The sequence below is a fragment of the Mesorhizobium sp. BR-1-1-10 genome, assembly GCF_020165595.1.
GTDB lineage: Bacteria > Pseudomonadota > Alphaproteobacteria > Rhizobiales > Rhizobiaceae > Mesorhizobium > Mesorhizobium australicum.
The window spans coordinates 237,026-263,951 of sequence record NZ_JAIUIL010000008.1 but is presented as its reverse complement, the minus strand read 5'-3'; the positions used below and the strand labels follow the sequence as shown (position 1 = coordinate 263,951).

Genomic DNA, 26,926 nt, shown 5'->3' with positions numbered 1-26,926 from the left:
GTCGGAGGCCGCATGCATCGCACCCTGGGACAGCAAGAAGCCGCGCGGGTCGCCCGGCGCGGCCTCATACTGCGGCCTGTTCGTTACTTCGTCTGGAAGCGGGCGACAGACAGGAACTTGACGGCGTTGCCGGTAAAGCGATTGGCGTCGGCCACCTGATTGTCCTGCTGGAAGCCGGCCGTATAGACCTCGCTAGGCGGCGTATGCACGATGTTGTAGGCGTAACCCGGCGCGGTCGTCGCACTCGAAACGGTGGCGACGTTCTCGCCGCTGGTCAGTGCCCAGCGGGCGGCCTGCGGCGCTGCGGCAACCACTACGGCCCTGGGGCCAGGCTTCTGATCGCGGGCGGTGGCCCTGGCTTCCTTGCGGGTCGTCTTCACACCGGCGCCGATTGCCGCGGCGGGATCCGAACCGGCCGGCCGGCCGGCAACAGCCTGGCGCGGCGACGCAGCATCGACACCGGACGGATCGTTGAAGGCCGAACGCGGTTCTACGGACAGCGAGGCCAGCTGATATTCGTCGGCGGCGCCGGCCTTGGCATTGGCCTCGTCGAGCACGGCCTTGACGGCATCCGGCTTGGCCGGCTCGGGACGCGCCGTCGGCAGCACGGAGAACGCATCCGTCGCGGTCTTGCCCAGGTCAGCCGTTTCGGCCAGCGCCATCAGCACATCCTTGCTGGGCGGCGGCGCGAGATCCGCCGGCAGCGTGCGTTCGGGACGCCATGTCGGCAAGGGGATATTGTTGACGGCGACCTGCGCCGGATCGGCCGCCGCTGCCGCTGCCAGCGCCGGATCGGCCTTGCCGAAAGGCATGTTCGCCGGCGCCTGCGCGGTCGCCACGGCCTGTTCCGTGGTGGTCGTCGCATCCGCCGTGGCGAAGGGAACGTTTTCAGGCGTCTGTGCGCCGACATCGGCCTTCGGCCGAGGCGCGAAATCGGGCAGCGGGATTTCCTTGGCCGGCAGCGCCGCGATGATTGTCTCCGGCGTGTCCTTCTCCGGTTCCGGAGCCTGCTCGTCGGCAATCTGCGGAATGTCGGCGCGCTGGGCATTCTCGGGGGCCACGATGGCGATGCCAGGCAGGTTGCCGCTCTTGGCTGTCGCGGCCGGCTTCAGATTTCTAGCCTTGGGCGCGGGTGCGGCCGAAGCGGTCTCGACGTCTGCGCTGTCGTCGGCCTCGTCATCGCCACCGCCGCCGAAGAAGGCAGCGAGGAACCCGCCGGATTTCTTGCCGCTGCCGCCGGCGCTGGCCACTTCGATATTCGGTGTGCCCGAACCCTTGCGCGACTTGTAGGAGGCCAGCGCCTGTTCATAGCCGGGCAGCGGCCGGCCATCGCTCGGCACATGCAGCGTCTTGCCATTGGGGAACAGGCTGACCAGTTCCTGGCGGCTGATGCCGGGCCAGTGGCGCACATTGCCGACATCCATGTGGACGAATGGCGAACCGGAGGTCGGGTAATAGCCGACACCACCGCCCTGCATCTTGAGGCCGATGTTGCGCAGCTTCTTCAGCGGTACGCCGGGAATGTAGAAATCCATCGCCTTGCCAAGCATATGCTGGCTCTTCTCGGCGACACCGCGGCTGCGGCTGCGCAGCATCGAATTGGTGGACGGCGACCGGTAGCCGCAGACGACCTGGATATAATCGGTGGCGCCGCTTTCCCGATACGCCTCCCAGACCAGATCCAGCAGGCGCGGGTCCATCTTGGTCGGCTCGTTGCGACGCCAGTCGCGCAGAATGATGTTGATCTTCCTCAGGCCTTCGGGAACGTAGCGACCATTGCGCTTGTAGACGATCTCCGCCTTCTCATGCGTGTGGAGATGGTAGAGCTTCAGCGAACGAACTTCGGCCTGGGCGCCCGTGGCGGCCGCGGCAACAAAACCAAATGCGACAATCACCGCCGCCAACCATCTCGGCCAGACGCTCAAATGATAGTGCCGCCCGTTTGTGAGTCGTTCGATTCTGTTCAAATCAAAAGGCCTTGCAGGCTGCCGTTTGTCCCCGGATTTGCCCAAACGGACGTGTCGTTTTCACATCCGAATATCGATCCTAATGGTTAATCATCGCTTATTGAAGCCAAAATGCGGTAAGACCATGGCGATATCCCGTCAAAAATTGTCCGCAAGGTTTCTTGGTAAACCGCTGGTTTAGATCAGGATTCCGGCTTGGGCCGAACACGATCTGTTACCGCCGGCCTCAATGCGTGAACAATACCCCGTCGAGCGCCGCCATTATCCGTCGACGGCGCTCTGTCGAACCATATAATGACGAGGGAAACTGGTGCCTGCCTTGCGGCTCAGGAAGCAAGCCTGTCGACGCGGCCGGTTTCCGGGTCGATGCCATATTCCTTGAGCTTGCGGTAAAGCGTCGAGCGACCGATGCCGAGCCGGCGGGCGACCTCGCTCATCTGGCCATTGTAGTGATCGATGGCGAGCTTGATCATTTCGAGCTCGACATCGGCCAGCGCACGCACATTGCCGCGCTCGTCGAGCGCCCGCAGCGTGCCGAAGCGGGCCTGGACCCCGGCCGGCAGCACAGCCGCCGGAGCGGTCTCGTCGGGCACAACGTCCTCGTCGCGCGGCTCCAGCGACGGCGGCGGCGCAACGCTGCTTGCTTCCAACGTGTCGTCCGCGTCGAGATTGACGGTGCCTTCCACCTGCGCGCGGATCTGCGGGAAGTCATCGGCGGTCAACACATCGCCTTCGCACAGCACCGAGGCGCGGAAGACGGCGTTTTCGAGCTGCCGGATGTTGCCGGGCCAGTCATAAGCCTGCAGCACCGCAAGTGCTGCCGCCGAAATGCCTTTCAGCCGGTGGCGCGGGTCGGCCGGCGCCACCTTCTCCATGAAATGCGTGACCAGATGGGGAATGTCGTCGCGGCGGTCGCGCAAAGGCGGCACGAAGATCGGGTAGACGTTCAGCCGGTAGAACAGATCCTCGCGGAATTTGCCGTCCTTGACCTGTTGCAGGAGGTTGCGGTGCGTCGCCGAAATCAGCCGGATGTCGACCTTGACGGTCGAGCGGCCGCCGACCGGATCGACCTCGCCTTCCTGGACGGCGCGCAGCAGCTTGACCTGGACGTCGAGCGGCAGGTCGCCGATCTCGTCGAGGAACAGCGTGCCGGAATGCGCCTCGACGAATTTGCCGGTGTGCCTGTCGGTGGCGCCGGTGAATGAGCCTTTCTCATGGCCGAACAGGATGGATTCCACCAGATTGTCGGGAATGGCGCCGCAATTGACGGTGACGAAGGGTTTCGAGCGGCGGTCGCCGCTGCCCTGGATGGCACGCGCCACCAGTTCCTTGCCGACGCCCGACTCGCCCTCGATCAGGATCGGGATGTGAGAGGCCGCCGCTTTCTGGCCGAGACGTATCACCCGGTCCATGGCCGGACTATGGGTGATCATGTCCCTGAAGGTCAGCAGCCCGCCGCGTTTGCGCGACGTGCGCTTGACCTCGCCCTCTACCGCCTCGACCTTGAGCGCATTGGAGATCGAGGCCTGCAGCCTGTCGGGCGAAGCCGGCTTGACGACGAAATCGAAAGCGCCGTGGCGCATCGCCGAAACCACGGTCTCGATGCCGCCCTGCGCGGTCTGCACGATGACCGGCACGCTGATGTCGCGCTCGCGCATCGCCTTCAGCACGCCGATGCCGTCGAGACCGGGCATGACCAGGTCGAGGATCACGACCGAGACATCGCGGGCGCCAGGCCCGTCGAGAACTTCGAGGCCGGCGGTACCGCCATCCACAACGATCGCGGTATGGCCGAACCGCGTCACCGCGGCCTCGAGCAGCCGGCGCTGCACGGGATCGTCATCGACTATGAGTATGGAACCTGTCATGACTGTCTTGCTTCGCCCGCGCCCGAAAACCCCATGGATCATCTTGGCACAGGGTTCTAAATAAGGTTTCAAAAAACCCGGTGAACGAATTCCTTAGGATTTGACCGGCTTCTCCATTCCCGTTGAGTCCGGCTCCGTGATTGCGGCCACGTGATTCAACTCAGGCCATTTGATTCAAAGAAGGTATCTCGATGCGCATGATGTTTGATCGGCGGATTGCAGCGCCAGCGTCCGGTCAGGGCGCTGCCGGGCTTGGCGATCTGCCGGAATGGAACCTCGCCGACCTTTATGCCGGCATGGACGCGCCGGAACTGAAGCGTGACATTGCCAAGGCGGCGGCCGACGCCGTCGCATTCGAGGCCCGCTGGAAAGGCACGCTCGCCGCCGAGGCCGGGCGCGGAACTACCGGCAGGCTGGGCGAGGCACTGGCCGCATACGAGGCGCTCGAGGAACTGATCGGCCGCATCGTCTCCTATGCCGGCCTCGTCTATGCCGGCAATACCGCCGATCCGCAGCGCGCCAAGCTCTATGGCGACATCCAGGAGAAGATGACCGACGCCAGCGCGCATCTGTTGTTCTTCGCGCTCGAGCTGAACCTGATCGACGATGCGGCGATTGAGGGCGCGCTGGCCGCCGATCCCGCCTTCGGGCATTACCGCCCGTGGGTGCTCGATCTCAGAATGGACAAGCCCTATCAGCTCGAGGACCGTGTCGAGCAGCTTTTCCACGAGAAATCGATAACCGGGCGCGGCGCCTGGAACCGCCTGTTCGACGAGACGATGACCGATCTTCGCTTCGATATCGACGGCGAGGAACTGACGCTGGAGCCGGCCCTCAATCGCTTGCAGGATGCCGACGGCGAGGTCCGCCGCCGCGCCTCGGAGGCGTTGGCCGCGACCTTCCGCAAGAACCTGCGCACCTTTACGCTGATCACCAACACGCTTGCCAAGGACAAGGAAATTTCGGACCGCTGGCGCGGCTTCGAGGACATTGCCGATTCACGCCACCTCGCCAACCGCGTCGAACGCGGCGTGGTCGATGCGCTCGCCACCGCCGTGCGCGAGGCCTATCCGCGCCTGTCGCACCGCTATTATGCGATGAAGGCGCGCTGGCTCGGCATGGAGGTGATGAACCACTGGGACCGCAACGCGCCCTTGCCGGAGACGCCGCAGGCGGTGATCGGCTGGGATGAGGCCAGGCACACGGTTCTGTCGGCCTATCACCGCTTCTCGCCCGAGATGGCCGAGATCGCGCGCACCTTCTTCGACCGCAACTGGATCGACGCGCCGGTGCGTCCGGGCAAGTCGCCGGGTGCCTTCGCACATCCGACCGTACCCTCGGCTCACCCCTATGTGCTGCTCAACTACATGGGCAAGCCGCGCGACGTGATGACGCTGGCGCATGAACTTGGGCACGGCGTGCATCAGGTGCTGGCCGCCGGCCAGGGCGCGCTGATGGCCTCGACGCCGCTGACGCTGGCGGAGACGGCATCCGTCTTTGGCGAGATGCTGACCTTCCGCTCGCTGCTCGAGCGGACCACCGACCGGCGCGAACGCAAAGCCATGCTCGCCCAGAAGGTCGAGGACATGATCAACACCGTGGTGCGCCAGATCGCCTTCTATGAATTCGAGCGCAAGGTGCATGCCGAGCGCCGCAACGGCGAGTTGACATCCGACAGGCTGGGCGAGTTCTGGCTGGAGGTGCAGGCCGAAAGCCTGGGGCCGGCGATCAAGTTGCGCGAGGGCTACGAGGTGTTCTGGACCTACATTCCGCACTTCATCCACTCGCCCTTCTACGTCTATGCCTATGCGTTCGGCGACTGCCTGGTGAATTCGCTCTACGCCGTCTACCAGAATGCCGAACGCGGCTTTCAGGACAAATATTTCGAGATGCTGCGTGCCGGCGGCACCAAGCATCATTCGCAGCTTCTGGCGCCCTTCGGCCTCGACGCCACCGATCCGGCCTTCTGGCAGATCGGGCTCGGCGTCATCGGCGGCCTGATTGACGAACTGGAAACGCTCGACGATTGAGACGCCTCTCGCCCGGCAAGAACAGTTTAGCCGGAATGCATGTTCGGGCCGCGCTTTTCTTGCCCTAAATATTTGTTCTTGAAGAACTCTACATCGACGTTTTCCCATAGCTTTCCGCAAGCTCTATGGTAGCTTTCCGTTTAAGCTCAGCCGGAGCGCATGCGGATCGGCGAGGGAAATCTCAGCCGGCCGTGGCGATCAGGCGAACGCGACAACGGCCGTTGGCCATGGGCAGGCAAAGCCGATCGCCGACAGCTTGACCGAAGCCGGCTGTTCCGCGAACCGCGGAACCATCATCGAGTAGTCCTGCGCCGAAGGCCATGACCCACGGCAGACGGATCTGACTGGAGAGAGACAATGGGCACTTTTTTCTACGTGGTCCTGGCGTTGTTGGTAGGCGTGTTGGTCGGCTGGTTCATCTGGGGGCGCCTGCGCGGTGAGCTCGACAGTCTTCGCGGCGACCTCGATCGCACCCGCAGCGAGCGCGACAAGCTGCGCGCCGACAGCGACCGCCTGACCGGCGAACTCAGTGCATGCGGCAAGAGCCGCTCAGACCTCGAGCGTCAGCTGCGCGAGGCGCAGGCCTCGTCGGGCACCGGCGGAGCAAAGGCGTCAAGTCAGCCACCGGCAGCCCTGATGTCGACGCCAGCCGTTGCAAAATCCGGTGCGGCGGCAGCCAAGCCAGCCGCCGCGAAGGCGGCCCCGGCAAAGGCAGCACCGAAGCCCGCGGCCGCCAAACTCGCAACTGCTTCGGCACCGGCAGCCATGGCTTCGCAGAGCAAGGCTCCGGCGACCAAGGCTCCGGCGAAGACTTCGACCGTGCCCAAGGCAGCACCCGCTGCAAAGAAGACCGCACCGGCAGCGGCCAAGCCGGCGTCGGGCAAGCCCGACAATCTGCGCCGGTTGATCGGCATCGGCCCAGTCAACGAAAAGCTGCTCAAGGCGCAAGGCGTCACCACATACGCCCAGATCGCCGGCTGGACACCAGCCGACATCAAGCGGATCGAGGAGGTGATGAACTTCGACGGCCGCATCGCGCGCGAACGCTGGATCGAGCAGGCCAAGCTGCTCGCCGCTGGCAACGAGGCCGAATTCGCCAAGCAGTTTCCGACGGCCGGAACCGCCAGCAATACCTGAACGACGGATACAGAGGCCATGCGACCGGCGGCGCCACGGGCGCCGCCGCTTTCTTTTGTCGGCAAGGTTCGATCCGGCAAAGGTCGGCTTTGAGGGACAGGGGGCCGTTCCCTCGATTGCGCGAGCCCGGCCCCCTATATAGAGCGATCGTCAGCTCCATCGATCCCGGTTCCCATGTCCCTGCCCGCAGCAATTTTCCGCAACGACGAAAGCGCACGCCAGCTCGTTTTCAAGCGGCCGGCCGATGTCATCGTTGCGCATGAGCCCAAAGACTTCCCGGCGGCGTTGCAAGGGGCGCAGGCCGCGCACGATGCCGGCAAATGGCTGGCCGGCTATTTCTCCTACGAGGCCGGTTACCTGCTCGAACCGAAACTCGTTCCCTTGCTGCCGGGCCGGCGCCGGGCCCCGCTGGTCTGCCTCGGGGTCTTCGATGCTCCTGATCAAGAGGCGGTGCCGCCGCCAGGCACGCCGACCAACGGCCCGATCTTCGACGCAAGGGCAACGTGGTCGTTCGAGGACTACGAGAAGCGGTTCTCGCGGTTGCATCGGCACATCAGGCAAGGCGATTGCTACCAGGGCAACCTGACCTTTCCGGTGCACGCGCAATGGTCCGGCGATCCGCTCGCCGCCTTCGACGCGCTGACCGAACGCCAGCCCGTGAAATATGGCGCCCTGATCGCGCTGGGCGACCCGATCGTCCTGTCGCGCTCGCCCGAACTGTTCTTCGAGATCGATGCGGCGGGGATGATCGAGACGCATCCGATGAAGGGTACCGCACCGCGCGGCGCAACCGGGGACGAGGACGAGCGGCAGAAGAATTTCCTGCGCAATGACGAGAAGAACCAGGCCGAGAACCGGATGATCGTCGACCTCCTGCGCAACGACATATCGCTGATCAGCGAGGTCGGCACGCTGGAGGTGCCGGAACTGTTCCGCATCGAGACCTACCCGACCGTGCACCAGATGGTGAGCGACGTCAGGGCCAAGCTGCTGCCCGGCCTCTCGATACGACAGGTATTCGCGGCGCTGTTTCCCTGCGGCTCGATCACCGGCGCGCCGAAGATCCGCGCCATGGAGATCCTGCACGATCTGGAGGCCACGCCGCGCGATGTCTATTGCGGCGCCATTGGCTGGATCGCGCCCGGCGGCACGATGCGCTTTTCCGTGGCGATCCGCACCATCTCGCTCTTTGCCAGCGGCGAGGCCGTCTACAATGTCGGCGGCGGCATCGTCTTCGATTCGGTCGCGGAAGAGGAGTATCAGGAGTGTCTGCTCAAAGCCCGTTTCGCGACGGGGACACCGCCGGTTTCGAGCTGATCGAGACCATGCGCTGGGAGCCCGCCTCGGGCTTCCTGCGCCTCGATCGCCATCTTGCCCGCCTTTACGGCTCGGCGGCGGAACTGGGCTTCAGCTATGATCCGCAAAGGGTTGGCGAGGCCCTGAGCGACGCGGTCGATCGATCGCCCGTCGCCATGCGCACGCGGCTCGCCCTGTCGCGCAATGGCCAGGCCAACGCCTCGGCGCAGCCCTATGAACCGCTTGCCGCCGACAAGGTGTGGGCACTGCGGCTGGCGCGGACGAGGCTCGATTCGAGCAACATGCTGCTGCGCCACAAGACCAGCCGGCGGCAGCCCTACACCCATGCCCGCTCCGAATACCTCGTCACCCAGGCCGATGAGGTGCTGCTGGCCAATGAGCGCGGCGAGATCTGCGAAGGCACGATCACCAATGTCTTCGCCGATTTCGGCGACGGCGTGCTGGCAACGCCCCGGCTCGATTGCGGCCTGCTGCCTGGCGTACTGCGCGGCGCGCTTCTGGATGAAGGCCGCGCCAGTGAAGCGATCTACAGCTTGAATGACCTGAAATCCGCCAAGGCGCTGTTCGTCGGCAATTCGCTGCGCGGGCTGATCCCGGCCAAACTAATCTGAAGTCAAACTGATCTGAGGCATGACGTCCCTACCCGCCCACACGCCGTATGACGGCTCGTCGAAACTCTTCACCATCGGGCTGAAGCCGCTCGACCCCGCGAACTGGATCGAGGTAGACGGCCATTTGCTGCCCTGCCTCGCTAAAAAGCGCCGGCTCTATGCCGAAATCCCTGAACGCGTCTTCGTCGAGCAGGACGGTACGCGTGACGCCCAGCAGGAAGTGCTCGAACTGCTCGGCGCTTACCTGCCGGAAAGATTTCCCGACACCCACCGGCGCAGCGATGCGGGCGTTGCGGTCGTGGGTGCGACGAGCCGTCCCACGATCCCCTCCAGCCTCGCCGGCGCCCCCCTCGTCGTGGCCTCGCTGCTGGTCCAGGAGGACCTGATCCTCATGCGGCGGGGCGAAGATGGCTGGCGGCTCGCGGCGGGTTCGCTGTGCTTTCCCTCGTCCTGGTCGCTTGTCGAAAAATTCGGCAAGCCGCTGCAGCAGATCCACGAGCCGGTGCCGGGCTTCGGCCCAGGCACAAGGCCGGCCGATCTGATCAACCGGATGTTCGATGGCCTGCAGGGCCAGGCCGTCGAACGTTACAATTGGTCGATCCAATCAGGCGATGCACTCTACCATCCGCTGTCCAATATCGAGCGCATCGACCGCGCCACCAGCCGGCCGACGCGTTTCCCCGACGGTGACGTGAAGACGCACGCCTTCATCCGGGTCGAGCGCCAGACGCTGCGCAAACTGCCCGCCTCACGCGACATCCTGTTCACCATCCGCATCCATCTCGACCCGCTCGCCGTGCTGGCGCGGCACCCGGACCGGGCGACGCTGGCAGCGTCCTTTGCCGCGCAGCTCGAAGCGCTCGATGTCGCCCAGCTCGACTACAAGGGCCTGACATCGGATCGCGATCGGCTGATCGCTGTCCTTAACCAAATGGCCAAGGACGCGTAGTCGCTGGTTGGCGCTTTTCGCTGGTTTATGACAATGATCTGTGATGTAGCGCATGGCCGTTGCGCGAAAATGCCGGGCTTTTGCACGCAGTTGCCCAGCTTTTGAACGCAGTTGCCCGGCTTTTGAACGCAGTTGAAGGAGTGCCCGATAAAATGGCGAATGAAAACTGGCCCGTTTACGGTGAGATCACCGGCCCCGTGGTGATGATCGGCTTCGGCTCGATCGGACGCGGAACGCTGCCGCTCATCGAGCGCCATTTCAAGTTCGACAAGTCGCGCATGACAGTCCTCGACCCGCGCGATACCGATCGCAAGCTGCTCGACGAGCGCGGCATCGCCTTCGTCCAGGAAGCGGTGACCGAGAAGAACTACAAGAAGCTTTTGACGCCGCTTCTGACCAATGGCGGTGGCCAGGGCTTCTGCGTCAACCTGTCGGTCGATACCGGCTCGGTGGACCTGATGCGGCTCTGCCGCAAGCTCGGCGTGCTCTATATCGACACCGTCGTCGAGCCTTGGCTTGGCTTCTATTTCGACGCCAAGGCCGACAACGCCAGCCGCACCAACTATGCGTTGCGCGAGGCGCTGATCAAGGAAAAGCACGACAAGCCGGGCGGCGCCACTGCGATATCCACCTGCGGTGCCAATCCCGGCATGGTGTCGTGGTTCGTCAAGCAGGCGCTGGTCAACCTCGCCACCGATCTTGGCATGGAATTCTCCGAGCCATCGCAGGACGACCGCGAGGGCTGGGCCAAGCTGATGAAGAAGGCCGGCGTCAAGGGCATCCACATTGCCGAGCGCGACACGCAACGCACCAAGAAGCCCAAGCCGATGGATGTGTTCTGGAACACCTGGTCGGTCGAGGGCTTCATCTCCGAGGGGTTGCAGCCGGCCGAGCTCGGCTGGGGCACGCATGAGACCTGGATGCCCAAGAACGGCAAGAAGCACAAGCATGGCTCCAAGGCCGCGATCTACCTGGAGCAGCCCGGCGCCAACACCCGCGTGCGCTCCTGGTGCCCGACGCCGGGACCGCAATATGGCCTGCTGGTGACGCACAACGAGGCGATCTCGATCGCCGATTTCTTCACAGTGCGCTCCAAGAAGGGCAAGGTTCAATACCGCCCGACCTGCCACTACGCCTACCATCCCTGCAACGATGCGATGCTGTCGCTGGACGAGATGTTCGGGGCCGCCGGCAAGCCGCAGCCGGTGCACCACGTGCTCGACGAGAACGAACTGGTCGACGGTGTCGACGAACTCGGCGTCCTGCTCTACGGCCATGACAAGAATGCCTACTGGTATGGTTCGCAGCTGTCACTCGCCGAAGCGCGCAAGCTGGCCCCCTACCAGAACGCCACCGGCATGCAGGTCACCTCGGCTGTCCTGGCCGGCATGGTCTGGGCACTGGAGAATCCCGCCGCCGGCATCGTCGAGGCCGACGAGATGGATTACAAACGCTGCCTGGACGTGCAGTCGCCCTATCTCGGGCCGGTCAAGGGCTATTATACCGACTGGACGCCGCTCGACAGACGCCCGGGTCTCTTCCCGGAGGACCTCGACCGCAGCGACCCGTGGCAATTCCGCAACATCCTCGTCCGATAGCACCACCCGGACCATGCGCCATTGCCTTGCAATCGCCCGGAAATCGGGCGATTGAAGGGAGGCGGCCTGGGGTGGCGATGTGCGTCCGTTGAACGCCTAAAGCATACCCCGGCACTTTGGACGTTCGCGTCAATTCCCAGAAATCGGCCCGATTTCTGGGACGACGCGTTTGGAGAGGATTTCATATGATGATTGCGCGCAAAGTTCTTTCGACGGGCCTGGCGGGCGCCCTTGCCTCGATGCTTGCTGCCTGTGCCACCAGCGGCCCAGATACGCCGCCCATGGCCGCCGCCCCGAAAGGGGTCGAAGGTTCCTGGATCGATGCCAAGGGCACCGGCCTGTCGACCTTCACCGGCGGCACCTTCACGACCGTCGCCACCGACACGGGACAGAAGCTTGCCGATGGCAGCTACACGATGACCGGCGCCACGTCGGTGCAGATCAGCGGCACCTCGCTGATCCGCCAAACCCCGGTAAGCTTCAATTGCCTGATGGTGTCGACCAGCCAGCTCAACTGCACCAGCTCCGCCGGCCAGAATTTCGTGCTGACGCGGCGCACCTGAACTCGGCGAACATTCCAGTCACAAAGAACGGCGGCCCCTCGGCCGCCGTTCTTTTTTGTACCGGCATATCCCGGGTTTCGCGCCTGGAGATACCGCCGCATTTCCGCTTGCGTCGGCCCGAACGCGATGGGAACATGATCGAAAGGCTGGCTGTAATACCCAGTCAAGCAAGGGCGCCAGACGCCTCTGATCAGCCTACCGGGAGACGAAGATGAAGAAGCTTGCCGCCATTGCCGCCCTTTCCGCTTCGACGCTTGGCCTGTCGGCCGGCGCATCCTTTGCCGACTACACACTGAACATCCTGCACATCAATGACTGGCACAGCCGCATCGAAGGCAACAACAAATACGAATCGACCTGCTCGGCCGAGGAGGAGACCAAGGGCGAATGCATCGGCGGCGCCGGCCGGCTGATCACCGCCATTGCCCAGGAACGCAAGAAGCTGGAAGGCCAGAACGTGTTGCTGCTCAGCGCCGGCGACAATTTCCAGGGTTCGCTGTTCTACACGACATACAAGGGCAAGGTCGAAGGCGAGTTCCTCAACGACATGAAGTTCGACGCCATGGCACTCGGCAACCATGAATTCGACGACGGCGAGGCGGCGCTGGCGCCGTTCCTCGACATGATCAAGTTCCCGGTGCTCGGCGCCAACGTCAAGGCCAACGCGCAGTCCAAGCTCGGCGACCGCGTCAAGCCGTCTGTTGTCGTCGAGGTCGGTGGACAGAAGATCGGCATCATCGGCGCCGTCACCAACGACACGCCCGAACTCGCCTCCCCCGGCCCCAACATCAAAATCGACGACGACGTCAAGTCGATCACGGCCGAGGTCGAGAAACTCAGGGGAGAAGGCGTCGACAAGATCATCGCCGTGACCCATATCGGCTACAACAGGGAGCGCGACGTTATCGCCAAGATCCCTGGCATCGACATCGTGGTCGGCGGCCACAGCCACACGCTTCTGTCCAATACCGATCCGAAGGCGGCTGGCCCCTACCCGACCATGGTCGACAACCCCGGCGGCTACAGGGTGCCGGTGGTGCAGGCGGCGTCCTATTCGAAATATCTCGGCGAGTTCAAGGTGGTGTTCGACGACAACGGCGTCGTCAAATCGGCAAGCGGCGACCCGATCTATCTCGACAAATCGATCACGCCGGACCCGGCCGTGCTTGCCCGCATCAAGGAGCTTGGCGCGCCGATCGAGGCCTTGAAGAACAAGGAAGTGGCCGAGACCACCGACGTCATCGACGGCAGCCGCGAAAGCTGCCGCGCCAAGGAATGCGCGATGGGCAATCTCGTCTCCGACGCCATCCTCGACCGCGTCGAGGGACAGGGCGTCGAGATCGTCATTTCCAACGGAGGCGGCCTGCGCGCTTCCATCGATAAGGGCACCGTCACCATGGGCGAGGTGCTGACCGTGCTGCCGTTTCAGAACACGCTGGCGACCTTCCAGATTTCCGGCAAGGACCTAGTCGCAGGCCTCGAAGGCGGGCTCAGCCAGATCGAGGACGGCGCCGGCCGCTTCCCGCAGGTGGCGGGCCTCAAATATTCCTTCGACAGATCGGTCGCACCCAATGCCGGCCGCGTCAAGTCGGTGGAGGTGATGGAAAATGGCGCCTGGACGCCGATAAATCCGACCAAGGACTATTTGGTCGCCACCAACAACTATGTCCGCCAGGGCGGCGACGGCTACAAGGTCTTCGCCGAAAAGGCCAAGAACGCTTATGACTACGGCCCTGGCCTCGAACAGGTCGTGGCCGACTATCTCGGCGCGCACCGGCCCTATACGCCGAAGCTCGACGGCCGCATCACCGAGATCGCCGCGACGACAGCGGCAGCTCCCGCCGCCGAACCAGCAAAGCCGGCGGAGACCGCACCGGCAGCGCCGGCACCGGCCGAGGCTGCCAAACCGGCTGCACCGGCGATGCCGGAATTGCCTGCCAACTCAGGCGATATCGCCAACACGCCGCCAGCCATATCGACGGAAAACGCGCCTGCACCACCGGCCCCGCCGGCACCTGCCGAACCGGCGAAGCCTGCCGAGACCACTCCCGCGCCGGCCACTCCTGCGCCTGCGACGCCCGCGCCCGCCGAGCCGGCAAAGCCCGCTGAAGCCACACCAGCCACCGGCAATCATGTCGTCGTGACCGGCGATACCTACTGGGATCTGGCGAAGAAGGCCTATGGCGATGCGACCAAGTGGAAGCTCATCTATGAGGCGAACAAGGGCCAAAGGCCGCATCGGCTTATGCCGGGCGCGACACTGACCATCCCGGCGAAGTAATTTCGTCCAGCTCCGCCACATCGCCCGCCCGGGGAACCGGGCGGGTTTATATCTCCATGGCCTGATGCATGTCGCCCGGAGGTGTCCTCGGTTATCAGAAGCTTACGGCAGGTCGGGCTAATCCTATCCGCCGCGACATGCTGCAAGGTGCGGCCAGACGCGGCATTGAAAGCTCCTGCAGGATGGTTAGGTTCACGTCTCGGAGACCCATATGCCGCTTTCCACTATTATCGATCCCAAAGCCGCGAAAGCCCCTGGCCCACGACCGGTCGAGCATCCCCCCGTCAAGGCCGGCAAGATAGGGGTCATGCTGGTCAACCTTGGAACACCCGACGGCACCGAGTTCAGGCCGATGTGGCGTTATCTCAGGGAGTTCCTGTCTGATCCACGCGTCATCGAACTCAACAAGGCGATCTGGTATCCCATCCTCTATGGACTGGTGCTGACCACGCGACCGAAGAAGTCGGGCGCCAACTACGCCAGGATCTGGAACCGGGAGAAGAACGAGTCGCCTTTGCGAACCTATACCCGCGCACAAGGTGAAAAACTGGCCGAGGCGCTACGCGATCTGCCCAACGTGGTCGTCGACTGGGCGATGCGCTACGGCAACCCTTCGACGTCGAGCGTCGCCGAAAGGCTGGTCGCACAAGGCTGCGATCGCATCCTGAGCTTTCCACTCTATCCGCAATATTCGGCGACGACGACCGCCACCGCAAACGACCAGCTGTTTCGCGCCTTGATGAAGATGCGGGCGGCACCTGCCGTCCGCAGCGTGCCGCCCTATTATGATGAGCCAGTCTACATCGAGGCGCTGGCCAGTTCGATCGAACGGCACCTGGCGACCCTGGATTTCCAGCCCGAGGTGGTCATCGCCTCCTATCACGGCATTCCAAAACCCTATTTTGAGAAGGGCGATCCCTATCATTGCCATTGCCTGAAGACGACGCGGCTGCTGCGCGACAGGCTCGGCTGGGACGAAAGAAAACTGATCACCACGTTCCAATCACGCTTCGGGGCGCAAGAATGGCTGCAGCCCTACACCGACAAGACTGTGGAGAAACTGGCCAAGGACGGCGTCAAGTCGATCGCCATCGTCAATCCGGGGTTTTCAGTCGACTGCATCGAGACGCTGGATGAGATTGGCCGCGAAGCGGCCGAGACCTTCCACCATGCCGGCGGCAAGAACTTCGCCCACATACCATGCCTGAATGACAGCCCTGAAGGCATGGCGCTGATCGAAGCGATGGTACGGCGCGAGCTGTCAGGCTGGGCTTGATGCCGGAACAACACCAGCTCGGAGCGTTGAGCAGCGCCTCCGGAGAACTCAATGCTCCGCAAACTTGACCTCAGCACTGGCCGGCCCGTCTGGTCCGCCTATCGGGCGCCCGCGGTACCGACTGGCAGTCTGACCCGGGACGTCAAGACCGATGTGCTTATCGTCGGCATGGGCATCAGCGGCGCCATGATGGCCGAGGCGCTGACAGCCGGCGCTCACGCCGTGATCTGCATCGACCGGCGTGGGCCGCTGAAAGGATCGACGGCGGCAACAACCGCGCTTGTGCAATTCGAGATCGACCAGCCGCTTTCAACGCTCTCGAGGATGATCGGCAAGGGCCAGGCACGGCAGGCCTGGCGACGCTCCCGGCTAGCCGTTTCCAACCTTGCCGCCCGCATCGCCGAACTCGGCATCAACTGCGGCATAAGCCGCACCCAATCGCTTTATCTGGCTGGCACCGTGCTCGGCCCATCGGAACTCCGGGACGAAGCCGAGGCGCGGCAGATGGCCGGCATCGGCGCGACCTATCTTACATCGGCGCCATTGGCCGGAGCATTCGGCATCGATCGGGGTGGCGCCATCCTGAGCCATGGCAACATCGCGCTCGACCCTCGCAAGCTGACGGCAGGGCTGCTGCTCAAGGCGCTGGAGCGCAAGGCACGTTTATACGCTCCCGTCGAAGCGACGGCGATCGAGGACAGCGCCGATGAGGTGGTGGTGGCAACCACGGACGGCCCCACCATCACGGCACGGCATGTTGTCCTGGCCACCGGTTACGAGCTGATCGACATCGTGCCGGCGGCCGCTCACCGGGTCATCTCGACATGGGCGATTGCGACATGTCCGCAACCACGGAAGCTCTGGCCGGGCGCGGCGTTCATCTGGGAGGCGTCGGATCCCTACCTCTATGTCAGGGCAACCGCCGATGGCCGGGTCATCTGCGGCGGCGAGGACGAGGAATTCCTTGACGAGACGCGGCGCGATAAGCTGATAGCCGACAAAAGCGCCCGCATTGCCGCAAAACTCGACCTGATGTTTCCGCACCTCGACACCCGGCCCGACTTTGCCTGGACCGGCTCCTTCGGCACCACGACCACTGGCCTCCCCTACATCGGCGCCATTCCCAGGCACCCGCGCATCCATGCCGTGATGGGTTATGGCGGCAACGGCATTACCTTCTCGCGCATCGCCGCCGAGATCATCTCTGCTTCGATCGGCGGGCTTGAAGACACGGATGCAAGCCTGTTTGCCTTCAACCGCTGAGTGCATACCCACAAACAATCCCTCATCACCTGATTGTAACGTTCCTGAAACACACTTAAGTCTTTGGTGAAGCCGGTTGTGCGGGAATGGCTCGCGCGGCCTGCCCATGAGGGAGGGCCAAATGGATTTCAGTGGTTTCGATATTGCGGTCGTTGTTCTGGTGGCGCTTGTCGTACTGGTGCTGTTCAAGGGCATCAAGACAATCCCACAGGGATACAACTATACCGTCGAACGCTTTGGTCGTTACACCAAGACACTGAGCCCCGGCCTGAACCTCATCTTTCCGTTCGTCGATCGCATCGGCGCCAAGATGAACATGATGGAACAGGTGCTCGACGTTCCGAGCCAGGAGATCATCACCCGCGACAATGCCATCGTCGGTGTCGACGGCATCGCTTTCTACCAGATCCTCAATGCGGCACAGGCCGCCTATCAGGTTGCCGGCCTGCAGAACGCCATCCTCAACCTGACGATGACCAACATCCGTACCGTCATGGGTTCGATGGACCTCGATGAGCTGTTGTCGAACCGCGACGCCATCAACGAGCGCCTGCTGCGCGTCGTCGACGAGGCCGCGCATCCTTGGGGCATCAAGATCACCCGCGTCGAGATCAAGGATATCAACCCGCCCGCCAACCTGATCGAATCGATGGGCCGCCAGATGACCGCCGAGCGCAACAAGCGCGCGCAGATCCTGGCCGCCGAGGGCCTCAAGCAGTCGCAGATCCTCGAAGCGGAGGGCCGCAAGGAAGCCGCCTTCCGCGACGCCGAGGCGCGCGAACGCTCCGCCGAAGCGGAAGCCCGCGCCACCCAGGTGGTGTCGGAAGCGATCTCCAAGGGCGACGTCCAGGCACTGAACTACTTCGTCGCCCAGAAATACACCGAGGCGCTGAGCAAGATCGGCACCGCCACCAACAGCAAGATCGTGCTGATGCCTTTCGAGGCATCGTCGCTGATCGGCTCGCTCGGGGGTATCGGCGAAATCGCCAAGGAAGTCTTTCGCAGCGAAGGCACGACCGGCGCGCAAAGGCAGGCGGCACGTCCGCCCGTCGTCAGGCCCTCCGACAACTGAGATAGGCCACTCTCATGATCGACCGCATCGTTTCTGAACTCGGGCCGTGGAACTGGATGGTTCTGGGTTTCGTGCTGCTGGTGGTAGAGGTCATCGCACCGGGTTTCTTCATGCTTTGGATCGGCATCGCCGCTCTGATCGTCGGCGCGGTGTCGCTGCTGATCTGGGATGTCGCCATCTGGACATGGCAGGTCCAGGTGCTGCTATTCCTCGTGCTGTCGCTGGTTTCAGCCTTTGTCGGCAAGAAACTCATGGGCGGACACGACCAGCCAACCGATCAGCCGCTGCTCAATCGCCGTGGCGCCCAGATGGTCGGCAGGATGGCGACGCTCGCCGAACCGATCCGCGACGGTCGTGGCCGCATCAAGCTCGGCGACACGCTGTGGCGTGTCTCCGGCCCCGATCTGCCCGCCGGCACTCAGGTTCGTGTGACAAGCGCCGCGGACACGGATCTGGAACTGACGGTGGAGCGGGTCTGAATTCCAGCGAGTGCCAACGCGCTAAAGTATTGAGATTCAGGTCAGGCCAAGTCGTGAACGATGGGTTTCGGGTCGCTCTTGCGACGAGCAGGGCGGACATTAAGTCCGTGCGCTCCGGCCTACGCCGGAAGCGCAGAAAGCCTTCGCTCGCAGGCCGGCCTCACCTGAAGATCAATATCTTAGGCGGCGCCGATGCGCAGCAGGTCGTGGAAATGCACCACGCCCAGCGGCATGTTGTTCCTGGTCACCACCAGCGCACCGACATTGTGCTCGTTGAGCAGCGCGATCGCAGTGCCTGCAAGCGTCTGCGGGTCGACCGTCTTGGGTGTGCGGGTCATCACCTCGTCGACGATGACGTCGGCCAGGTTGCGGTGCAGGTTGCGCGCGACATCGCCATCGGTGATGATCCCGGCCAACTCGCCATTGGCGTCGACGATCAGCACGCAGCCGACCTTCTTCTGCGACAGCGTCATCACCGCTTCCGGCATCTTGGTGCCGAGCGAAGCCAGCGGCATCTGCTCGCCGACCCGCATGATCTCGGAGACCATGGTCAGGTTGGCGCCGAGCTGGCCGCCGGGATGGAAGGTGCGGAAATGGTCCGGCGTGAAGCCGCGCGCCTCGAGCAGCGCGATCGCAAGTGCATCGCCGATGACCAGTTGCAGCAGCGTCGACGTCGTCGGCGCCAGGCCGTGCGGGCAGGCTTCCGGGGTGCGCGGCAAAAGCAGCACGACGTCGGCCGCGCGCGCCAGCGCCGAGGTTTCTCCGGAGGTGATGGCGATGAGTGGAATGGAGAAGCGCCTGGAATAGGCGACGATGCCCATCATCTCCTTGCTCTCGCCCGACCATGAGATCGCGATGATGGCGTCGTCCCTGGCGATCATGCCTAGATCGCCATGATTGGCCTCGACGGGGTGGACGAAGAAGGCCGGCGTGCCGGTCGAGGCCAGCGTCGCGGCGATCTTCGAACCGATATGGCCGCTTTTGCCGACACCGGTGACGATGAGCCGGCCCTCGATCTTCGAGATCGTCTCGACGGCCTGGGCAAAGGGTGCCGCCAGTCCGTTCTCAAGCGCCTCGGCAAGGGCCGCGATTCCCGCCTGTTCGGTTGTTACCGTTCTCAGCGCCGATTCGATCGACGCTTGCCTGTCCAGAGGCTTCTTATCGAGAGATCTCGCATGCATGGGTGATGCGATTAGCGCTTTGCCGCCCGCCTGTCCAACAGAAATGGCCTCTGCATGACGGCCGGATGTGTGCGGTCGTTGGGGACGACGACAAGGATCAAAATAGAAGGCCCGAGGCGGACCCGCATTGGCGCCCGCGGAAATCCGCGTTTGGAGCCAGTCCTGCGCGCGCCCTCAACCCTCCGTTAACCATCCCCATTTACGGTTCGGTAAGTATGGCGCGCGTGCGCCGCGCAAGCAGTGGTGGCGATGTCCGGGGTCCAGCCAGAAAAATTGAGAGGACGACAGGGCAAGGCGATCTGCGCCTTGCTGCTGGCGACCAGCATCCTTGCCTTGCTGCGTTCCACGCCACTCCATGCCCAGGAAACGGAATTGCGCGGAGAAGTGTCGGAATCGGCGATTCTGTCCGACCAGCAGCGCAAGGCGAGAAACCTGGTTCTTGCACAGCAAGCGGCGGCCAACGCGGCCGCGCAGGACAATGCGCCGGCGCGAACCTATCTGCCGGCCAGCGCCGGCGCCGTGCCTGACGACGCGGACGCCGCGAACTCGACCACCAGCGTCTTCGACCCGCTCCAGGCCGGCGACGATGCCTCCGCCGACGCGCCCACGCCGCCCAAGCCACGCCGCGCTTCGACCGCCAGGCAGAATGCGGCCGACAAGGCAAAGGACAAGGTCGCCGACAAAAAGAAGAAGAAAAAGAACACCATGGCGGCTACGGATCCAACCACCACCGCCACGACGGCCGCGACCGACGACACCGCCGATGTCGCGGCGGATCAGGAAGCGGCCAATCGCCGTGCACTCACCATCGACAGTGTGGACAGGCAGAAACTCGACCCTGGCGCCGAGCGCACCGCTGCAATCGAGGGCCAGAACAAGAAAGCCGAGGACGATCCGTTCGCCGCCACCGGCGTCAAATGGGGCTCCTTCATCATCCGGCCGACCATCGAACAGGGGCTGACGGCGACGACGAACGGCGATTCGAGCAGTGCCGGCACATCGGCGCTGCTGTCCGAGACGGCGCTGCGCTTTACCGCCGCTTCCGACTGGCGTGAAAACGCCGCGACCATCGACGGCTACGGAATTTTCCGTGAAACCGTGTCGGGCTACCCGGTTCACGATGCGCAGGGGCGCATCGAAGGCCAGCTCAATGTCGACCTCGACAATGACTTGCGTGCCATCGCCAAGCTCGGCTACGAAGCCGTGCCGGAATCCGCGTCCTCGCCCGATGCCATCGCTGGCGTCAGCACCCAGCCGCTGCGGCAGACCATCGACGGCAGCATCGGCGTCGAAAAGGCCGTCGGCAAGATGCAGTATACGTTGACCGGGGCGGTCTCGCACGACTTCTATGGTGACGCCAAGCTCTCGGACGGCACCTCGCTGTCGCAGAAAGATCAGGACAATACGCTCTACACTGCAACCTTGCGCACCGGCTACGAGATTTCCCCCGCGCTCACGCCCTTCACCGAGATCGAGGTCGGCCGCCGGGCCTACGACCAGCGCATCGACAATGAAGGCTTCGAGCGCTCCTCGACGCGTCTTGGCGCCCGCGCCGGCTTGCAACTCGACATGGGCGAGAAGCTGTCGGGCGAATTCTCGGCCGGTTGGCTCAGAGAGGCGATCGACGACAACAGCCTGGAAGCGATTTCGGGGGCCACCCTCAATGCCGACCTCAAATGGTCGCCGCAGCGCGGCACCACCATCGGCTTGACCGGCAAGACCACCGTCGAGACCACGACCACATCGGGCGAAAGCGGCGATATCCTCTACTCCGGACGCCTGACGGGCGAGCGCGTGATCCGATCCAATCTTACCGCGAATGCGGCGTTGGGCCTGGATTGGCGCGATTATGTCGGCATTGACGGCCATGACAGGATCTTGAGCGCCGAGGCCGGGCTGACCTGGTGGCTGAACCGCTATGCGGGCCTCACCAGCAGGGTAAGGACCGAAAAGCTGACCAGTAACCTGCCCGGCCGCGACTACACCGCCAACAGCATCTTCGTCGGCGTGAAGGTGCAGCGCTGAAGGCGTGTGCGCCAAGGTATGGCGAGAGTCAGGGTCGGGCCGAGTCGAGAATGGCTGATACCGAGAACCGCAGCGGAGCGTACTTTATGTACGTGAGCACAATTCTACTGCGACGCAGTAGAACTGGGAAGCGTAGGAAGCGGCCATTCGCAGGCCGGCATCACCTGAATATCGGCATGCCCTAAAAGGCTGCCCCGCGCCGTTCTGATGGCTTCATCTCGTCGAGCAGTGTGCGGATAACGCCGGCCATGCTCTGGTTCATGTCGTTGCGCCACAGCGCGAAGGCGACATTGGCCTCGACGAAACCTTCCGGCGAGCCGCAATCGAAGGTGCGGCCCTTATAATGGTAGCCGTAGAAGGCCTGCTGCTTCTCCAGCTTCAGCATCGCGTCGGTCAGCTGGATCTCGTTCCCGGCGCCCTTTTCCTGGCCTTCCAGAATCCTAAAGATCTCGGGCTGCAGGATGTAGCGGCCGTTGATGTAGAGGTTGGACGGCGCGGTGCCCGACTTCGGCTTCTCGACCATCTCGGTGATGCGGAAGCCGTGATGCGTGTCTTCGCCGCGCCCGACGATGCCGTATTTATGAGCCTCCGCCGGGTCGCATTCCTGCACCGCGATGATGTTGTTGCCGGTCTCCTCGTAGAGCTCGACCATCGCCTTCGTGCAGCTCTTTTCCGACTGCATGATCATGTCGGGCAACAACAGGGCGAACGGCTCATCGCCGACCAGTTCGCGCGCACACCAGACGGCATGGCCAAGACCCATCGGCACCTGCTGGCGGGTGAAGCTGGTCTGCCCCGGTGCCGGCTGCAGCCGCTGCAGGCGGGCAAGCTGCTCGTCCTTGCCGCGTTGTGCCAGCGTATCATAGAGTTCGAACTGGATATCGAAATGGTCCTCGATGACCGCCTTGTTGCGGCCCGTGACGAAGATGAAATGCTCGATGCCCGCCTCGCGCGCCTCATCGACGACATACTGGATGACTGGCCTGTCGACGACGGTCAGCATCTCCTTGGGAACAGCCTTGGTGGCCGGGAGAAACCGCGTGCCGAGACCGGCGACCGGGAAAACTGCCTTGCGAACTCTCTTCATACTTTCAATTATCCGTTTGCTGGCCAGCTCCGCAATCCCCGTCCCACGACATTTTCGCGCCGGAATTGAAGATTAGTGGGGCGGCTGAGGGAAACTCCCGCCGGTTAAAGCATCGAGGTGTCTTTTCGTTCCAGGCGACGCCTATGGTAAACTAATTCCTAACCCGGTTCGGCGAAGAATGGTCTTTCCTGGGACAGAGAAGGAGGAAAAAATGTCCGTTCGCAATGCCGCAAAACGTTTCGCCAGCGTCATGACGGCGGCCAGCCTCTCGCTCGCTTTGCTTGTCCCCACCGGGCCGGCCTTCGCCGACGCCGGTTTCCGGCAATGGGTCGCCGGCTTCCGCGCCACCGCCGTGGCGGGTGGCGTTTCCGGCGCCGTTTACGACCAGGCTTTCCGGGGCATCAACGAGCCCGATCCGGTGGTGCTGGAAAAGGCCCGCACCCAGCCCGAATTCACCGCGCCCGCCTGGGATTATTTCGACAACCGCGTCCATGACCAGTCCGTCGCCGTCGGGCAGCAGATGGCGAAGAAATGGAAGCCTTGGCTGGACAGGATCGAGGCGAGATTCGGCGTCGACCGCTACGTTCTCCTGGCCATCTGGTCGATGGAATCGAACTATGGCGAAATTCTCAAGCGCGACGACATCATGCGCAACGTCATCCGTTCGCTGGCGACTTTGGGTTATGGCGACGCGAAACGGTCGAAATACGCCCGCACCCAGCTGGTAGCGGCGCTGAAGATCCTGCAGACCGGCGATATCGACGAAAGCCACCTGATGGGCTCCTGGGCGGGCGCCATGGGCCAGACCCAGTTCATCCCGACCAGCTACCAGCACTATGCCGTCGACATGGACGGCAATGGCAAGCGCGACATCTGGAATTCCATTCCCGATGCGCTGGCGACATCAGCCAATTTGCTCAAGAAGAATGGCTGGCAGGCCGGCAAGACCTGGGGCTACGAGGTCGCGTTGCCGGCCGGCAAACTTCCCGCCGGGTCGAAGACCCTGGCGCAATGGCAGGCGCTCGGCGTGGGCCGCGCCAGCGGCAAGCCGTTCAAGAACCTCACCGACAAGGCAACGCTGAAAGTGCCGGACGGCCGTGGCGGGCCGGCCTTCCTGATGGTCAGGAATTTTTCGGTCATCAAGGCCTACAACAATGCCGACAAATACGCGCTCGCCGTCGGTCTGCTTGCCGATGAGATCGCGGGTGGCAGCGGCCTGGTCCAGGATTGGAACCGGCCTTTTACCAAGCTCAGCTTCGAGGAACGGCAGGAGTTGCAGAAGCGACTTTCCCAGCACGGCCTTTACGACGGCAAATTCGACGGCAAGATCGGCGACGGCTCGAAGACGGCCATCATGGCTTATCAGGCCAAGGTTGGCTTGACCCAGGATGGCTATCCGAGCTTGGAAGTGCTGAAATGGCTCAGGCAGAAATAGAGCCTGACGAAGTTGAGTAGGGAGGGAGCGATTGGTTTGGCCTACGCGCATCGGGACGTTCGTCCGTCGCATGCCGGTGCTGATCCTGGCCTTCGCCGTGCTCGCCATTGCCGTGGCCGGAGCCGTCCATGCCCCAGCCATGGCGCAGGAACAGCCGCAGCAAAGCCGGGGCTGGTCGTTGCGCGACCTTCTGTTTCCGCGCCGCAGCGAGCGGATCGAGCCGCCACAGGACATCCAGAAGGCGAGACCTAAGCCGAAGAAGAAACCGCGTGCGCCTCGCCCACCAGAGGAGCCGGCAACGCCCGTGGTCGAAAAAGCGCCGGACGCCCGCGCCGTCCTGGTGGTCGGCGACTTCATGGCGGCCGGCCTCGCCGAGGGTCTGGACGAAGCCTTCGCCGAGAATACCGGCGTCAGGATCGTGGTCCGCAGCAATGGCTCGTCAGGCTTCGTGCGCGATGATTTCTACAACTGGCCCGAACAGATCAAATCGCTGATCGACACCGAAAAACCCGCCGCGGTGGTCGTCATGCTCGGGTCGAACGACCGCCAGCAGATGAAGGTCGGCGACGTACGCGAACAGCCCCGCTCCGAAAACTGGACGAAGGAATACGAGCGCCGCACCGATGAGCTCGGCAAGGCAATCGCCACCGCCAAGGTGCCTTTCCTGTGGGTCGGCATGCCGGCCTTCCGGGTGCCGAAGATGACCTCCGACATGCTGGCCTTCAACGACATCTACCACAAGGCCGCCGAAAGCCACGGCGGCGAATTCGTCGATGTCTGGGACGGCTTCGTCGACGAGAACGGCGCCTTCGTCACCTCTGGCCCCGACATGAACGGTCAGCCGGTGCGACTGCGCGCCGATGACGGCATCAACGTGTCCAAAGCCGGCAAGCGCAAGCTCGCCTTCTACACCGAAAAGCCGCTGCTTAAGATCCTTGGACTGGCCGCGCCGGGAAGCGTGGCACCGACGACGGCGCCGGCGGGCGCACCGGTCGAGACCCCCGCTCCAGCGGCCGCGCCTATCGTCATCGATCGCACCCAACCCATGCTGCTCAGCGATCCCGCGCTCGACGGCGGCACAGAATTGCTCGGCGCTGCCCCACCGCCGAAGGCCAATCCGGCTCTCCCTGGCGAAAGGCTGGTGATCGAGGGCAAGGCGCCGGAGGCTTCCCCAGGCCGCGCCGACGACTTTTCCCGGCCGCCGAAGGCAAGTCCGGCGACAGCGGCAGCGTCCGACACCACCACGGCGATCAGCCCTTAACGCGGCAGGACGGTCGTCCCCATCAGCGCCTCGTCGATCGAGCGTGCCGCCTGGCGGCCTTCGCGGATCGCCCAGACGACCAGCGACTGGCCACGGCGTACGTCGCCCGCCGCGTAGAGCCGGTCGACGCTCGTCCTGTAATCGCGGTCATTGGCCTCGACATTCCTGGAACGGCGGCTGTCGGTGGTGATCTTCATCTCCCCCTCGAGTTCCGCCGCAACGCCCGCCATCGCCGGGCCAGCAAAGCCGATGGCGATGAAGGCGAGATCGGCGCGGATGACGAATTCAGTGCCGGCGATCGGCTTGCGCTTGTCGTCGACCTCGCAGCACTTCACGCCTGTAAGCTGGCCTTCCTCGCCGATGAATTCGAGCGTCGCCACCTGGAATTCGCGTTCGGCGCCCTCGGCCTGCGAGGACGAGGTGCGCATCTTGGTCGCCCAGTAGGGCCAGACGGAGAGCTTGTCTTCCTTCTCGGGCGGCTGCGGACGGATGTCGAGCTGGGTGACGCGCACCGCACCCTGGCGGAAGGCGGTGCCGACGCAGTCGGACGCGGTGTCGCCGCCGCCGACGACGACGACGTGCTGGCCACCGGCGATGATTGGATGCGACGGCCATGCCACCGACTGGATCGGTTCGCCGCCGACGCGGCGGTTCTGCTGCACCAGATAGGGCATCGCGTCATGCACGCCGCCGAGATCGTCGCCGGGAATACCGGCAGCGCGCGGCGTTTCCGAACCACCGCAATAGAGCACGGCGTCATGTTCGGCGAGGAGTTCAGCCACCGGCTTGTCGATGCCGACATTGACGCCGCAATGGAAGGTGACGCCCTCGCCCTGCATCTGTTCGATGCGCCGGTCGATATAATGCTTCTCGATCTTGAAGTCGGGGATGCCGTAGCGCATCAGCCCGCCGGGGCGGCTCTCGCGCTCATAGACATGCACGTCGTGACCGGCGCGGCCAAGCTGCTGGGCGGCCGCCATGCCGGCTGGGCCGGAGCCGATGATGGCGACCCGCTTGCCGGTCTTCTTCTCCGGCGGATAGGGCCTGATGTGGCCGGTCTCGTAAGCCTTGTCCGCGATCGCCTGCTCCACCGTCTTGATGGCGACCGGAATGTCTTCGAGGTTCAGCGTGCAGGCTTCCTCGCAAGGCGCGGGGCAGATGCGGCCGGTGAACTCCGGGAAATTGTTGGTCGAGTGCAGGTTGCGGATCGCGTTGTCCCAGTCTCTGTTGTAGACGAGGTCGTTCCAGTCGGGGATCTGGTTGTGGATCGGACAGCCCGTTGGCCCATGGCAGAACGGAATGCCGCAATCCATGCAGCGCGCGGCCTGTTTCTCGACTTCCTTGTCCGACATCGGCAGCGTGAATTCGCGGAAATGCCGGATGCGGTCGGAGGCCGGCTGGTACTTGTGCACCTGCCGGTCGATTTCGAGAAAGCCTGTTACCTTGCCCATAGTCCAGTTCCTGCTGTCCAGATGGTGCGGTTTTCGCCGCACCCGTTAACCTCTTGAGGCAGCCGTGGCAACCTT

General features: G+C 63.7%; 20 protein-coding genes. 15 read left to right on the top strand and 5 right to left on the bottom strand.

Features of this window, described 5'->3' with window-relative positions:
- Positions 1 to 83: 83 nt before the first annotated feature.
- Both LB555_RS19810 and LB555_RS19805 read right to left on the bottom strand, forming a co-directional pair.
- A complete protein-coding gene (locus LB555_RS19810) occupies positions 84 to 1,925 on the bottom strand; it encodes a DUF882 domain-containing protein (protein WP_263489201.1) in 1,842 nt (613 codons plus the stop codon).
- A 368-nt stretch (positions 1,926 to 2,293) separates the two neighbouring features.
- Complete coding sequence (locus tag LB555_RS19805) at positions 2,294 to 3,835, bottom strand: sigma-54-dependent transcriptional regulator (RefSeq protein WP_140619396.1); 1,542 nt, start codon at positions 3,833 to 3,835, stop codon at positions 2,294 to 2,296.
- Between the two features lie 191 nt (positions 3,836 to 4,026).
- Here LB555_RS19805 and LB555_RS19800 point away from each other — a divergent pair, with 191 nt between their 5' ends.
- The 12 genes from LB555_RS19800 (at position 4,027) to LB555_RS19745 (ending at position 18,411) form a co-directional block, all read left to right on the top strand.
- Positions 4,027 to 5,865: a M3 family oligoendopeptidase gene (locus tag LB555_RS19800; protein WP_224683550.1), complete on the top strand. Its 1,839-nt coding sequence runs from the start codon at positions 4,027 to 4,029 to the stop codon at positions 5,863 to 5,865.
- Between the two features lie 357 nt (positions 5,866 to 6,222).
- The gene (locus tag LB555_RS19795) at positions 6,223 to 7,002 is read left to right on the top strand and encodes a proton-conducting membrane transporter (protein WP_140789040.1); all 780 of its coding nucleotides are present in this window, start codon (positions 6,223 to 6,225) and stop codon (positions 7,000 to 7,002) included.
- Positions 7,003 to 7,164: 162 nt separating this feature from the next.
- A complete protein-coding gene (locus LB555_RS19790) occupies positions 7,165 to 8,319 on the top strand; it encodes an aminodeoxychorismate synthase component I (protein WP_411970780.1) in 1,155 nt (384 codons plus the stop codon).
- Positions 8,268 to 8,930 carry an aminotransferase class IV family protein gene (locus LB555_RS19785; RefSeq protein ID WP_140875213.1) on the top strand — a complete coding sequence of 221 codons (663 nt, stop codon included), beginning with the start codon at positions 8,268 to 8,270 and terminating at the stop codon, positions 8,928 to 8,930. The genes LB555_RS19790 and LB555_RS19785 overlap by 52 nt, the downstream gene beginning before the upstream one ends.
- A gap of 19 nt (positions 8,931 to 8,949) precedes the next feature.
- Positions 8,950 to 9,879, top strand: coding sequence for a heme-dependent oxidative N-demethylase family protein (locus tag LB555_RS19780; RefSeq protein WP_224683548.1), 930 nt, complete (start codon positions 8,950 to 8,952; stop codon positions 9,877 to 9,879).
- A gap of 152 nt (positions 9,880 to 10,031) precedes the next feature.
- Positions 10,032 to 11,477, top strand: coding sequence for a homospermidine synthase (locus LB555_RS19775; RefSeq protein ID WP_140661790.1), 1,446 nt, complete (start codon positions 10,032 to 10,034; stop codon positions 11,475 to 11,477).
- A gap of 185 nt (positions 11,478 to 11,662) precedes the next feature.
- Entirely contained in the window at positions 11,663 to 12,040 is a 378-nt protein-coding gene (locus tag LB555_RS19770) for a hypothetical protein (protein WP_224641108.1), read from the top strand.
- Between the two features lie 211 nt (positions 12,041 to 12,251).
- Positions 12,252 to 14,321, top strand: a complete 2,070-nt coding sequence (locus LB555_RS19765) for a bifunctional metallophosphatase/5'-nucleotidase (protein ID WP_224683547.1) — start codon at positions 12,252 to 12,254, stop codon at positions 14,319 to 14,321.
- 211 nt (positions 14,322 to 14,532) lie between these two features.
- Positions 14,533 to 15,597: a ferrochelatase gene (gene hemH / locus LB555_RS19760; protein ID WP_224683546.1), complete on the top strand. Its 1,065-nt coding sequence runs from the start codon at positions 14,533 to 14,535 to the stop codon at positions 15,595 to 15,597.
- A 51-nt stretch (positions 15,598 to 15,648) separates the two neighbouring features.
- Complete coding sequence (locus LB555_RS19755; RefSeq protein WP_015315844.1) at positions 15,649 to 16,860, top strand: NAD(P)/FAD-dependent oxidoreductase; 1,212 nt, start codon at positions 15,649 to 15,651, stop codon at positions 16,858 to 16,860.
- Positions 16,861 to 16,981: 121 nt separating this feature from the next.
- Positions 16,982 to 17,932, top strand: coding sequence for an SPFH domain-containing protein (locus tag LB555_RS19750; RefSeq protein ID WP_224683545.1), 951 nt, complete (start codon positions 16,982 to 16,984; stop codon positions 17,930 to 17,932).
- A gap of 14 nt (positions 17,933 to 17,946) precedes the next feature.
- The gene (locus tag LB555_RS19745) at positions 17,947 to 18,411 is read left to right on the top strand and encodes an NfeD family protein (RefSeq protein WP_015315842.1); all 465 of its coding nucleotides are present in this window, start codon (positions 17,947 to 17,949) and stop codon (positions 18,409 to 18,411) included.
- Positions 18,412 to 18,590: 179 nt separating this feature from the next.
- Here the strand turns inward: LB555_RS19745 and LB555_RS19740 are convergent, their stop codons facing one another.
- The gene (locus tag LB555_RS19740; RefSeq protein WP_140619376.1) at positions 18,591 to 19,592 is read right to left on the bottom strand and encodes an SIS domain-containing protein; all 1,002 of its coding nucleotides are present in this window, start codon (positions 19,590 to 19,592) and stop codon (positions 18,591 to 18,593) included.
- 249 nt (positions 19,593 to 19,841) lie between these two features.
- Here LB555_RS19740 and LB555_RS19735 point away from each other — a divergent pair, with 249 nt between their 5' ends.
- The gene (locus tag LB555_RS19735) at positions 19,842 to 21,617 is read left to right on the top strand and encodes an outer membrane beta-barrel protein (RefSeq protein ID WP_224683544.1); all 1,776 of its coding nucleotides are present in this window, start codon (positions 19,842 to 19,844) and stop codon (positions 21,615 to 21,617) included.
- Between the two features lie 181 nt (positions 21,618 to 21,798).
- On the opposite strand, the gene galU is transcribed toward LB555_RS19735, so the two are convergent.
- Positions 21,799 to 22,704, bottom strand: a complete 906-nt coding sequence (gene galU, locus LB555_RS19730; RefSeq protein ID WP_015315839.1) for a UTP--glucose-1-phosphate uridylyltransferase GalU — start codon at positions 22,702 to 22,704, stop codon at positions 21,799 to 21,801.
- A gap of 211 nt (positions 22,705 to 22,915) precedes the next feature.
- On the opposite strand from galU, the gene LB555_RS19725 reads away from it, so the two are divergent.
- Positions 22,916 to 24,139, top strand: coding sequence for a lytic murein transglycosylase (locus LB555_RS19725; protein ID WP_015315838.1), 1,224 nt, complete (start codon positions 22,916 to 22,918; stop codon positions 24,137 to 24,139).
- Positions 24,140 to 24,209: 70 nt separating this feature from the next.
- The gene (locus LB555_RS19720; RefSeq protein ID WP_224683573.1) at positions 24,210 to 25,400 is read left to right on the top strand and encodes a DUF459 domain-containing protein; all 1,191 of its coding nucleotides are present in this window, start codon (positions 24,210 to 24,212) and stop codon (positions 25,398 to 25,400) included.
- On the opposite strand, the gene LB555_RS19715 is transcribed toward LB555_RS19720, so the two are convergent.
- The gene (locus LB555_RS19715; RefSeq protein ID WP_015315836.1) at positions 25,397 to 26,851 is read right to left on the bottom strand and encodes a glutamate synthase subunit beta; all 1,455 of its coding nucleotides are present in this window, start codon (positions 26,849 to 26,851) and stop codon (positions 25,397 to 25,399) included. The two genes, LB555_RS19720 and LB555_RS19715, sit on opposite strands and share 4 nt — an antisense overlap.
- Positions 26,852 to 26,926: the final 75 nt, after the last annotated feature.